The sequence below is a fragment of the Polaromonas sp. genome (assembly GCF_035638815.1).
Lineage (GTDB): Bacteria > Pseudomonadota > Gammaproteobacteria > Burkholderiales > Burkholderiaceae_C > Polaromonas.
On the sequence record NZ_DASQZG010000019.1, the window covers coordinates 110,135 to 122,433 of the forward strand.

11 protein-coding genes are annotated in these 12,299 nt (G+C 59.7%); 6 read left to right on the plus strand and 5 right to left on the minus strand.

The window, feature by feature from the left end; all coding sequences use genetic code 11:
* Positions 1-25 precede the first annotated feature (25 nt).
* Positions 26-2,107, plus strand: coding sequence for a tetratricopeptide repeat protein (locus tag VE934_RS13240; RefSeq protein WP_324888232.1), 2,082 nt, complete (start codon positions 26-28; stop codon positions 2,105-2,107).
* Between the two features lie 29 nt (positions 2,108-2,136).
* Entirely contained in the window at positions 2,137-3,030 is an 894-nt protein-coding gene (locus VE934_RS13245) for a glycosyltransferase family protein (protein WP_324888234.1), read from the plus strand.
* A gap of 50 nt (positions 3,031-3,080) precedes the next feature.
* Here VE934_RS13245 and VE934_RS13250 read toward each other — a convergent pair whose 3' ends face one another.
* From VE934_RS13250 to VE934_RS13265, 4 genes are all read right to left on the minus strand, one after another.
* Positions 3,081-4,994, minus strand: coding sequence for a propionate--CoA ligase (locus VE934_RS13250; protein ID WP_324888236.1), 1,914 nt, complete (start codon positions 4,992-4,994; stop codon positions 3,081-3,083).
* A gap of 198 nt (positions 4,995-5,192) precedes the next feature.
* Positions 5,193-6,332, minus strand: coding sequence for a DUF3616 domain-containing protein (locus VE934_RS13255; protein WP_324888238.1), 1,140 nt, complete (start codon positions 6,330-6,332; stop codon positions 5,193-5,195).
* Between the two features lie 27 nt (positions 6,333-6,359).
* Positions 6,360-6,992: an isochorismatase family protein gene (locus tag VE934_RS13260; RefSeq protein ID WP_324888240.1), complete on the minus strand. Its 633-nt coding sequence runs from the start codon at positions 6,990-6,992 to the stop codon at positions 6,360-6,362.
* Positions 6,993-7,057: 65 nt separating this feature from the next.
* A complete protein-coding gene (locus VE934_RS13265) occupies positions 7,058-7,798 on the minus strand; it encodes a DNA-formamidopyrimidine glycosylase family protein (protein ID WP_324888242.1) in 741 nt (246 codons plus the stop codon).
* A gap of 216 nt (positions 7,799-8,014) precedes the next feature.
* On the opposite strand from VE934_RS13265, the gene VE934_RS13270 reads away from it, so the two are divergent.
* The 3 genes from VE934_RS13270 to VE934_RS13280 all read left to right on the plus strand — a co-directional run bounded on the left by VE934_RS13270 (position 8,015) and on the right by VE934_RS13280 (position 10,616).
* The gene (locus VE934_RS13270) at positions 8,015-8,755 is read left to right on the plus strand and encodes a glutathione peroxidase (RefSeq protein ID WP_324888244.1); all 741 of its coding nucleotides are present in this window, start codon (positions 8,015-8,017) and stop codon (positions 8,753-8,755) included.
* 113 nt (positions 8,756-8,868) lie between these two features.
* Positions 8,869-9,573, plus strand: coding sequence for a hypothetical protein (locus tag VE934_RS13275; protein ID WP_324888246.1), 705 nt, complete (start codon positions 8,869-8,871; stop codon positions 9,571-9,573).
* Positions 9,574-9,704: 131 nt separating this feature from the next.
* Positions 9,705-10,616, plus strand: coding sequence for a DMT family transporter (locus VE934_RS13280; RefSeq protein ID WP_324888248.1), 912 nt, complete (start codon positions 9,705-9,707; stop codon positions 10,614-10,616).
* Here VE934_RS13280 and VE934_RS13285 read toward each other — a convergent pair.
* Positions 10,582-11,040: an Lrp/AsnC family transcriptional regulator gene (locus tag VE934_RS13285; protein WP_324888250.1), complete on the minus strand. Its 459-nt coding sequence runs from the start codon at positions 11,038-11,040 to the stop codon at positions 10,582-10,584. The genes VE934_RS13280 and VE934_RS13285 overlap by 35 nt on opposite strands.
* Positions 11,041-11,324: 284 nt before the next feature.
* Between VE934_RS13285 and VE934_RS13290 the strand changes: the two genes are divergently transcribed.
* Positions 11,325-12,296: a tripartite tricarboxylate transporter substrate binding protein gene (locus VE934_RS13290; RefSeq protein WP_324888252.1), complete on the plus strand. Its 972-nt coding sequence runs from the start codon at positions 11,325-11,327 to the stop codon at positions 12,294-12,296.
* The last annotated feature ends 3 nt before the right edge of the window (positions 12,297-12,299 follow it).

A 12,299-nucleotide genomic window follows, 5' to 3' on the forward strand; every position in this document is an offset into this window, starting at 1 on the left:
GGTGCAACCGGACCACGCAAGCTGGATGCAAACCGGCAGTCGGCTGCATGCCGGCGGGCAAGCGGAGGAAGCCCTGCTTGCTTTCGAAAATGCGCTGGCACTCCAGCCCCAAGACCTGAATACCGCGTCGGCCTGTGCCGCCCTGCTGTCGTCTCTGGGAAGACCTCTGGCTGCATACAACACCCTGCTGTCTGTGCAAGACGGCTTGCTGGCTACCGCCGATGGTACGGCCAACCTGGCCATTGCCGCAGAGGTCTGTGGCGACATAGAAAAGGCTCAACATGCCTACCAGCGCGCACTGGCGGTTGATCCTGACCATCTGCGCAGCCTGAACAACGTCGGCCTACTGGCAGCCAGAAATTCCCAATGGGGTCTGGCCGTATCGTGTGCACGCCGCTGTGTGACATTAGATCCGGCCCAAGCCGCTTACCACGCTCATCTGTCGGATGCGCTTTGCGGTGCGCGTGATTACGCATCAGCTCTGGAGGTGCTTTCTGCGGCGCTGGGACGCTTTCCGCAAGCCCCTGCCCTGCTCTGCCGGCGCATTGTTGTCCTCGCTTTCCAGGGTGAACTGGCCGAAGCCGATGCCGCGCGGGCAGAGCTGGACACCTCGGGTCAACACCACTTCGAAGGCTTTCTGGCAAACTGGCGAGATGCTTTGGCGGACTCAGGTCCATCGTCGGGGAAGCTGCCAGATAATGCCCGCCTTTTCTTGGAGCAGGCTTTTGAAGCCCTGGACATTTGTGACTGGCGGGGACTCGATCAGTTAACCGCTACGCTGCGGCAACTGCTGGATGCTGATCTCCGCCAGGGACGGCATCGCGAGTGGCACAGCGCCGGCTTCCATGCCCAGGCACTGGCGCTGACAGAAGATGAATTAGTGCCTCTCAGCAGCCCGGCTGAGGTAGCTCCCGGCGCGCTGGTACGCGGCCGGCTCTCGGCTTTTGTCCATCGAAAAAATTCTTCTTTGCATAAAGATGGACGGATTCATGTGGGTCTGGCTGTCCCCGATTTGCATGACTGCCGCCAGCTGGAAGCCCTGAAGCAACATGTCGCCCTGCATGATGCTTTACGTTTCGCCTTCCATACCTATTCTTTCGCCTCTCCACTCCTATCGCAGCTCGGCGATCTGCTCTTGCCGCATGCCGGCACGGTGGTGGAGCTTGGCCACATGACGGACGCTGAAGCCGCAGGCCGTATTCGACTAGACCAGCTGGATGTTTTTGTGGACATGACCGCGGACGCCAAGCACTTCCGCCCCGCCATTGCTGCCCTGCGTGTGGCACCCGTGCAACTGCGTCAATCGGCATGGAACAGGCGCCACATGCCGGGCTGCTGGGACTACATTGTTTCTGATCACTGGATACACCCGGATGGCCCGGAACGTCCCGAATGTGGCGCCGTTGCGCGGCTGCCGCTCACCTGTTGGCTTGCAACCAACCACGAAAAGCCCGAACCCGGCGAGAACAGCCGCCAGGCCTGCGGGATACCTGAGGACAGACTGGTGCTTTCTTCGATGTTGACCCCGGTCAATATCGACCCCGAGAGCTTTGCGATCTGGATGAAAGTCCTGCGCGAACTCCCAGACGCGGTGTTGTGGCTGGCGTCCTGTAACTTGGCGACGGCGACCAACCTGGCTCGCGAGGCCGAGGCAGCAGGCGTAAACGCCAGCCGACTGCTATTTGCAGCGCCCATGAGCCGTACCCATAGGCTGGCGGCTTTGGGTCAAAGTGACCTGTTTCTGGACCCACTTCGCTTTAACGCCGGCCAGGGCCTCGCCGACGCCGTACGCCTCGGTGTCGCGGCTATTACTTGCTCGGGCCAGAGCATGGCTTCGCGAATTGGCGGCAGCATTTTGCGCGCTGCAGAAATTCCGCAATGTGTTTTTGACAGCCCGCGCGCCTACGCGGCGGAAGCGGTGCGCATGGGGCGCAACGTACAGGTGTTGCAAAGTGCGCGCCGTGAGCTTCAGATGAGCGTGCCCAGCGCTCCGCTTTTTGACGTCGCTGCAAGGGTAAGGGAATGGGAGACCGCTTGGACGGTCATGGTGGAGCGCACACGCGCTGGTCTACCCGCCGCTGCCTTCGATGTGGAAGCGAGCGCGTGAACCGCAGTTACAGACACGATTCTTGATTCATGAAAGTTCACATCTACACGGATATCGCCAGCCTGTTTGGCCAGGCATGCCGGATCTGGATGACAGTGCTGGTGGAAGCCGGCCATGAAGTCGAACTGGTTGATATGGGCATGACCACCGACAAGCCCTTGCCCGCGGTCGGGACTGCCGACCTCAATCTCCTTGTCACCGGTATTTTCGCCTTTGAGCGCTTCAAGGCGTGGGGACTGCCAGCCCGGGGCAAAAACGTATTGTGGATGTTTGACCCCCTGACGCAACAGCGTGAAGCCACCATGCACAGCCATAAGTGGTTGGCCTTTGATGCGATAGCCGCGCAGTTGGACGCGGTCATCGCGATGGATGCATCCATCGCCAGCTACGTCCGTACCTGGCACCCAACGCTACCGACACTGCAAATTCCCTATCTGGTAGCGGAACAGGCCATCACCAAGCCGCTTGCAGAGTCAGAGAGAAACGGCCAAGTCCTTCTTATGGGTGGCCATACGCCGCGCAGGGCAGCTGTCGAGGAGGCCCTCCAGGGCGTGGGCGTGGCGACTGAATTCTTGTGGGCCGGTGTATGGGGCGCGGAGCGCCATCAAAAACGACAACGCAGTCGCATCAGCCTGAACATCCATGCGGACCCGGTGCACACCTACTTCGACCAATTCCGCACCCTGGAAGCCTGGGCAGCGGGAACCGTGGTTGTCACCGAAAGCACGGACGGGCTGCAGCCCTGGGGAGTGGTGCCTGGTGTTCATCTCGCGATGGCTGACCTGAATGCCCTGCCGCCGATGTGCGTGGAGCTTCTTGCCGATGCACCACGCCGCGCGCAAATGACCCGCGAAGCACGAGACCTGCTGCGCGCTCAGTTTTCTCCAAAGCGCTGGCGACAGGACATGCTGTCCATTCTTTAGCGAGCGCGGCAGTCACCGCTCCTCAAGGAACGGCCAGCCGGGCATCGACTTCAACCGACAGACATCAAGTCCCGTATCTGCTGCAACGCAGCCGGGTCGTCCATGGTCGTCAGATCACCAGCATCGCGGCCTTCGCACACCGCCTGAATCGCGCGTCGCAGCATTTTTCCGCTGCGGGTTTTTGGCAACACCGAGACAAAACGCACACGTGAGGGCCGGGCCAAAGCACCCAGATCCTGGTCCACGCACTTCATGATCTCGCCTTCCAGCTTCAGAGCGCTGGCGCTCTCCTGCAACACGCTGCTGTCCTTGGGCACGACAAAAGCCATTGCCACTTGACCCTTGAGGTTGTCGGCCACGCCCACCACGGCCACCTCGGCCACGCCCGTGTGGCCTGAGATACTTTCTTCGATCTCGCGCGTGCCCAGCCGATGCCCGGCCACGTTAATCACGTCATCTGTGCGGCCGAGGATGAAGTAATAGCCGTCCTCGTCGCGTATACCCCAGTCAAAGGTGCTGTAGACCATCTTGCCCGGCACACTTTTCCAGTAGGTGTTGACAAAACGCTCGTCGTCTTTCCAGACGGTCTGCATAAAGCCGGGCGGTGTCGGGCCTTCCAGCACGACGACGCCTTTTTCGTTCGGTCTGGTCAGCTCCTCGCCGGTCGATTCATGCAGCAGCTTGATCTTGTAACCGTACATCGGAATGCCCGGGCTGCCAAATTTGCTGGATTTTTTCTCCACACCATTGGCAATGGTCAGAATCGGCCAGCCGCTTTCGGTCTGCCAGTAGTTGTCAATGATGGGCACCTTCAGGCCGTCACTGATCCAGCGCGCGGTGGGCTCGTCCAGGGGCTCGCCAGCCAGGTACAAGGCACGCAGGCTGGACAAGTCGTATTTGGTGAGCAGGGCCGGATCCTGCTTTTTCAGCACACGCACCGCCGTGGGTGCGCTGAACATGGCCGTGACCTTGTACTTCTCGACCAGCTGCCACCAGATGCCGCCATCAGGCTGCTGGTCCAGCCCGCGGGTTGGGAGTCCTTCGTACATTAACGTGGCCATGCCGGCAATCAGCGGGCCGTAGATGATGTAGCTGTGGCCAACAACCCAGCCAATGTCGCTGGTGGAAAAGTAAGTCTCGCCGGCCTTGGAATCAAAAATATGCTTCATGCTGGCCGCCAGCGCCACCGCATAACCGCCGGTGTCGCGCTGCACGCCTTTGGGTTTGCCGGTAGTGCCGCTTGTATAGATGGTGTAGCTGATGGCGGTCGAGTCCAGCCATTCGCAGGGGACAGTTGCCACCATGTGTTTGCTGCGCAACTCGCTCCACAAGTGGTCGCGCCCCGGCACCAGATCCATGGCCGCAAGCTGGCGGTCTGTCAGCAGTACAGCAGCGGGTTTGTGGCTCGCCAGACGAATCGCCTCATCAAGCAACGGCTTGTACGGCACCACCTTGCCGCCGCGCGAGCCAGCATCGGCACTCACGATCACCTTGGGCGTCGCATCGTCAATACGCGACGCGAGTGAGCCGCTGGCAAAGCCACCAAACACCACGCAGTGGATGGCGCCAATGCGCGCACACGCCAGCATTGCAAACGCTGCCTCGGCCACCATGGGCATATAAATCAGCACCCTGTCTCCTTTTTGCACGCCCAGGGCGAGCAGGGTGGCGGCCATGCGCTGCACTTCGGCATGCAGCTCGGAGAAGCTGTAGGTTTTTTCAAGCCCGGTTTCGGTCGACACGCAGATCAGAGCAGGCTGATCGGCGCGGTCCTTCAGGTGCCGGTCGACCGCGTTGTGGCACAGATTGGTTTGTCCACCCTCAAACCAGTGAACAAAAGGCGGCTTGTCGTGGTTGCAAACGCGGGTAAAGGGCTTGTGCCAGTCAATTAACCGCGCCTGCTCGGTCCAGAAGGCATCGGGCTCATCAATGGAGCGGCGGTAGAAATCGGCGTAACTTGTCATGGGTCGGTCTCCGTGAATGTTTTGGCGCAGCCCTCAGATTTTCACCACGGTACGGCCACGCACCTTGCCCGGCATCAACTCCGCGGCTTTCGGTGACAGCCGCTGAAAGCCGGCCCTGCCTTTCCTTCGGCTGATGCCAAAACTGAATTTATAATTATTGATAATGTTCTTGCACGGGGCTGACAGCTCTTGGTGTCGCTAGCGCGCTCGGCTGGAAGGCTTGGGCAGCGTGAAAACATCAGCCCACATGGCGCTTTGCCCGGGTTGCCGCGACGTCGACGCTGCGTCGTACACCACCACCAGCCCATTAGCGCCACCGCCCGGCGGCGACAGCAGGCTCATGCCCTCCGGATGGTCCACCCCCTGCCCGTAAGGCAGGTCAAGGATTTTTGGGAGTTCCTCGGCGCCAAGCAGCTGCTCGCCTTTGGCAGAGCCCGCGTCCGGCCAGCGAAACACGCTCACGGGACCATCCAGCACCATCGTTGGTCCGGCCAGAATCAGCATGTCCTTGCCCTGCATGCACAGGTCCCGGATGCCGAGGCCGCCCAGTTGCAAAAAATGTTTGCGGTAGAGGCGTTTTTTGCGCCCAATGGGTTTGAGCTGCAGTTCGGCCGTCGAACCAGAACGGAGCTCGGGCTCGATTTCCACAATCACCGCCCAGCCATTGAGCACCGGGCCGCGCAGGCCGAGAAACAGGCGCTTGCCCACCACCGCCAGCCCTTCAATGTCAAAACCGTTGTCTTTGCCCGGAACCGCAAGAAAAGCGCCCAGGTGTTTGTCCCGCTTCAGGGCCTGGGTCAGCGCATTGCCTTTGGCATTCCCCTTCAACTGCGCGGCAGTACGCTGCCTGCCGCGCTGCGTGGTCTTTTTGCGGAGGGTCCATGAGCCCTCTTCCTCCACCAGCGGAATACGTGCCAGCAGGTACCGATTGCCGTCCACGCTGATCTCGGCCAGTAACTTGTGACCCGAGCCAGCAGCCTCGTCCTGCGCCGGCTTTTTGCGCTTCAGGCTGTGCGAACCGACCAGCCACATGTAGCCCTGGGCATGCGCCAGGCCCTCAATGTCCACTTCACCAACGTCGGCTCCCTTGCCGGGCTCCGGCAAACGCAGATAGTCGGCCAGCGCAAACTGCCGGTGCTGCCCGGCTTCACGCCACTTGCCCGAGGTCCGGCCCTCTCCCAGCACCAGCCGCTCCAGGCTGGTGGATTCGTCGTTGGCCACCCACAAGGTGTTGCCCACCTGCAGGGCAACCGACAGTCCGTCACGCAGTTCCTTGCCGCCGCCCATCTCGTCATGACGGGGAAGAAAGGACAGCTTGATCGTGTGCAATGGTTTCATGGCCATTCCTCAACTCAAGTCGCTGCGCTATTTGACCAGCCCAAGTACATCCCTGAACGCCGGATGGTCCGCCGTACGCAGCCACTCAAAGGCCACCATCTCGGTCGTCACCAGTTCTGCACCAGCTCCAGCCAGTCGGTCGAAGGCGGCGTCGCGGTTGCGCTCGGTGCGGGAGCTGCAGGCGTCGGTCACTACCCAGACCTCAAACTCTTCGTCCAGCAAGCCGAGTGCAGTTTGCATCAGGCAAACATGTGCTTCGCAACCGGCGATCACAATCACGCCCCTGCCCTCTTCCTCTTCTTCGGCAGGTTTTTGCATGTGTTTGGGCAGGCTGCGCGCATTGCCGCGAGGTGGGCCGGGCGGTGCCTTGCGTGCTGGCGGGCGCAGCCAGTCTGAGAGTCCGTCGTCGACGGCGTTGAAATGCATCTTGGAGAGCGTCTTGCCCCCGGCCGCGTGGATGGCCGCATCCAGTTGCTGGTCGGTGGGGCCGAGCTTTTCCGGGTTTTGAACCGTCGCCCATAAAGGCACCTGCATCAAGGTCGCAAGACGGGCCAGGCGGAGGGCATTGGCCAGCACCAGCTCATGCTCAAAAATGGCCGGCATCAACCGACCCTGATAGTCAATCAGCACAAGCTGGGATTCATCGGCGTCAAGCAGCATAAAAAGTTTCCTGAAATGTAAGCAGTGCCCGATTATGGAATCATCCACTGGCCGATCATCATGTTTTAGCTGGAGACGTGTTTCGTCTGACACGTTTCACAAAAAAAACTGCGCCTGTTGGTTTTGCCCAGATAGGCCTTGGTCAAAGCCCCCTCGCAATTGGGGCACTTTCTTTTGGTGTGGACCAGCCAGTGCTTTTTGAGTTCAAACGCTTTCTTCCACGCCAGAAAATCAAAGCTGTATTCACGCGCCTGCGCCACCAGGTCGCGCAATCGCGCCACCGGCAGGGCGCCCACGGTAGACAACGGGTGCACACGGATGCGGAACAAGACCTCGTTTTTGATGATGTTGCCCACGCCGGCAAAAACATCCTGGTCCAGCAGGACGTCGCATACCAGCGTGCCGGGCATGGCGCGCAGTTTGCGCCTGGCTTTGGCCGCGTCCCAGCTATCAGCCATCACGTCGCCCGCCCAGTCATACGTATCATCCAGCGCGCCCTCCACATAACGAACGGAGCAGGTATAAAAGTTGAGCTCCTGCCCGCGCGCGAAGCCCAGGCCCAGACGGCTGGGGCCTTCCTTGCGTTCGTTGATTCGGTAGGTACCAAACATCAGGAAATGGATGCGCAGGGAAAAGCCCTTGAACTCCAGCAACAAGTGTTTCCCCCAGCTACGCACTGCGATCAGGCGCTGCTGAAGAAGCCTGTCCTTGTCGATGGTGGTGTTGCCCTCGACGCGGAGTACTTTTTTTCCGGCAAAGCCTGCAGCAAGCTCTCTTGCAATCACCAGTGATGGGCCTTCAGGCATACAAATCCTTCGTGTGAAACAGCCAGAGACAGAGTTTGCGCAAGAGTCGGGTTGCTCACACGCATCCTTTGGCGCGCCGATGTGCAGGCTCACGCCCCGCACCGGCGCCTGCTTTCCTACGTCACTGTCGTCACTGTCCGACAAGCCTCAGGGCGCCCTTACAGCAAACTGGAAAGTGTCCGGTCAATGCCAAACAATGCCAGCCAAGGAAATCGAATGCTTTCAAATCGAGAAGGGCAACGCGTCCCTGAAGTCACTTTCAAAACGCGGCGCGACGGGCAATGGGCCAACGTTTCAAGCGCAGACCTCTTCAGCGGCAAGACGGTCGTGCTCTTTGCTCTCCCGGGCGCCTACACACCGACCTGTTCATCGACCCATCTGCCGGGTTTCAACGCACTTGCGCCCGTGCTTAAGAAGCACGGTGTTGACGATGTGATCTGCCTTTCTGTCAACGATGCGTTTGTCATGAACGAATGGGCAGCCTCCCAGGAGGCACAAAACCTCACCCTGATCCCTGACGGCAACGGCCTTTTCTCTGAAGGAATGGGCATGCTGGTCGACAAAAGCGATCTGGGCTTTGGCAAGCGCTCGTGGCGTTATGCCATGCTGGTCAAGGATGGTGTGATCGAAAAAATGTTTATCGAACCCGAAAAAGAGGGGGACCCGTTTGAGGTATCTGATGCCGACACCATGCTGAAGTACGTCGCTCCGTCTGCCCGTGCCCCGGAGTCCATGACCATGTTCACCAAGCCGGGTTGCTCTTACTGCACCCAGGCCAAGGATCTCCTGCAGCAGTCCGGCATTGAATATGAAGAAATTTCGCTTGGAAAAGGCATCAGCACGCGTTCGCTTCAGGCAGTAGCCGGTGCCCGAACCACCCCCCAAATATTCAGCGGCGGTAAACGGGTCGGCGGCCTGGACGAGTTGCAAACATGGCTGAAAGAAAACCGCGCATGACACGTGCCCTGGAGAGCCCTGTCAGTGATAGCATCTTTTGTCGGATGGCAACTTGCTCCGACATTAGCTGGCAGGCGTGGTTGTCCACCTGCAACATTGAGGATTGAGGATTTATGACTTCGCAAATCGCCATCAGCCCGCAAATGGCCGGCAACACCAAAAGCACCATGCGGGAAGAGTCAGCCCGTTATGCGCTGATGCGCCGCATCGCGCCGGCCCTGCGCCACCACATGGCAGGCACCTTGCAGCCCATTGGCATGATCTCCGCCATTCTTGACAGGCGCCTGCAGGCGGCGGAGCCCGATCTGAATGTCCTGCGTGAGAACAGCAAGTCGATTAGCACGCTTTCCCGGTCCGCAGCCAGTGCCTGCATGAACCTCATCACCTGGGTCGCACCCAAGGAAAATGGGGTCATTCCTCTGCACGCGGGGGTGGAGGAATGTGTAGGCATGCTGGCGACAGACCTTGCTTTTCGTGGTTTTTCGGTGACCAACTCCATCTCCACGGCGGACATTTCCATGCCGCTCACCACGCTCAGAACGGTTTTTACCGCTGCGCTGATTGCTTTGACCGATACAAGTAGGGCACCAGCTACTGTGCTGCTGGCCTGTGAGCCGGCCGGTGACCAAACTCGCATACGTATCACGGTGACCCCTGAACCCAACGCCGCACTGCCAGAAGAAGCGCGCCAATACCGCGCGCTGGGCTTGGACGACGTCCAGGCACTGGCTGATGCGGAAAACATCGCCTTGCGCTACAAGGAAACATGGGTGGAGATGCTGTTCACTTCCGTTCAGAAGGACGAGCTCATCGCCTGACGCGCCACTGAGGCGCTATTGAGACGCCCTTGAGACGCTATCCTATTCATAGCTAATACGGGCCACCGTACAAGGGCGAACACCACATTTCTCTTGCGAGTTCGCAACACCGGGCAAAATCCAGGTTGCGAATGAATAAAAGTGGCATCCATCTTCACATAACCGGGCTTTGGCTGCTGTCGGTACTGGACGCATCGGGCAAATGGCTGGTCATGGCCGGGGTGTCGGTGCTGATGGTGGCGTGGGTTCGGTACGCAGTGCACACCGCGCTCATGACCGTCATCGTATTGCCGTCGCGCGGCACGGCCATCTTCAAGACAAAGTCGCTACCGCGCCAACTGCTCCGCGGACTGCTGATGATCGCCACGACGGTGCTGTTTTTTTCTGTGCTCGGACGCTTGCCGCTGGCTGAAGGCACCGCCATGAACTTCATGGCGCCGCTTTTTTTGATGATGCTGGCTCCCTGGTTGCTGCACGAGCCGCACCGCCTGCATCGGTGGCTTGGCGTGATGGCAGGTTTTGCCGGCATGTTGCTCGTGGTAAGACCAGGCACAACGCTGGACCCCGTTGGCGTTGCGCTCGGTCTGCTCACCGCGCTGGTTTTTTCGTTTTTCCAGATCGCCACCCGACGCGTGGCCAACGACGACCCGCTCACCACCAATTATTACGGCGGCCTGTTCGGCACTATCGCCCTCACCCTCGCCCTGCCCTGGTTCTGGAAAACGCCCGAGCTTTCGCCCTGGCAGTGGCTGCTGCTGGTGTCTACCGGGGTCAGCGGTTTTCTGGGCCACTGGCTGCAAATTGCTGCCTTCAGCAAAAGCCCCGCCACGCTGCTGGCCCCCTTCAGCTATTTGCAGATACTTGCCGCCACCACCCTGGGCTGGCTGGTTTTTGGCCAATTGCCAGACCGCATCACCGCCCTTGGCATCGCGCTGATCTGTCTGGCTGGCGTTGGTGTGGCCGTCACTGAAGCCCGTATGGCGTTTGTGAGGTCGCGAGTGCGGGCCATCAATCCTGAAAAAGCGGCAGATCCGCCTTCTTGAGCGTGCGCAGCACAAAGCTGGACTTGCTGTGCCTGATGCCCTTGATCTTGTAGAGCCGCTCGCGCAGCAGCCGTTCATAGTCCGCGGTGCCGCTCACGGCGATTCGCAGCAGATAGTCGTAGTCACCTGAAACAAGGTAGGCCTCAATCACCTCCGGGATCTTCGCCAGGGTTTCTCCAAACTTTTCCAGTGTGTTGTCGGAATGGCTGTCCAGCGTGACCTGCACTAGAACCGTGTCACTCAGGTCCAGCGCCGCGGCATTGATGCGCACGGTGTAGCCCTCAATCACACCGGACTCCTCCATCTTTTTGATGCGGCTCCAGCACGGTGTTTGGCTCAGACCAACGGCCTGGCCAATTTCCTGCAGGCTGGCGCGGGCGTTTCCTTGTAAGACCTGCAGTATTTTTCTGTCAATTTTGTCCATAAAGTAATATTTCCTTTATTTTTGGTTAACAAAGGAATTATTACCTTATTGGAGCGGGTATCAAGGAAATACAGAAGCACTTTCCAGTACCGAAGACTCATACTTCTTTCTGGCAAGCGCATTTACCGATGCGTGTTGCAAGGCAAACGTCCAGGGGGTTACCGCCCGCTGGACGTTTGGGCATGTCTCCCGCGCGACGGCGCGCCGCGTAAACCTTGATGACACAGCAGGTGCGCGGCGATAGGCTGCTGAATCCCTTCAGCCTTCCTTTTCCCGGAGACACCATGACCCAGCGCCGCGCCTTTCTGTCTGCCACCACAGCCCTTGCCACCAGCCTCGCGCTGCCTTCGCTGGTACGCGCGCAAGCGTGGCCGGCCCGCCCCATCAAATTCATCTGTCCCTGGGCCGCCGGTGGATCTACCGACGCGGTGATACGCGCCCTGGCAGAAAGCGCAGGCAAGTCGCTTGGCCAAACCATCGTTGTTGAAAACAAAGGCGGCGCAGGCGGCATGCTCGGCGCCATTGAAATGCTGAGCGCCAAGCCCGACGGCTACACGCTCACGCAAATTCCCCACGGTGTGTTTCGTATCCCGCACATGCAAAAAGTGGCTTATGACCCGCTCAAAGATTTCACATGGATCGCCTGCCTGACTGGCTACACCTTCGGGCTGGTGGTGCCCGCAGACTCGCCCATCAAGAGCATCAAGGACCTGGTGGCCTACGCCAAGGCCAACCCCGAAAAATTTACCTACGGCTCCACCGGGACGGGAACCAGTCCACACCTCGCGGTTGAAGAGTTTGCCCAGCGCGCCGGCATTAAGCTCACCCACGTCCCGTTCAAGGGCAACGCCGACAACATGCAGGCCATTCTCGGGGGCCACGTCATGGGCGCCAGCGACGCCACCGGCTGGGGCCCTCATGTTGAATCGGGCAAGCTCCGGCTGCTGGCCACCTACGGCAGCAACCGTACCAAACGCTGGCCCACCGTACCGACGCTCAACGAACTGGGTTACAAGACCGTCTCAGACTCACCTTTCGGCGTCTGCGGACCCAAAGGCATGGACCCGGCCATTGTTGCCACCTTGCACGAGGCTTTCAGGCGCACCCTCAACGATCCTGCGGTACTGGCCGTCTTTGACAAGTACGACCAGTCGGTGATGTACATGAACACCTCGCAGTACACCCGCTTTGCCCGAGACACCTTCGCCGCCGAGAAGGAAACGATTGAGCGGCTGGGCCTGACCAACAAGGGCTGATAG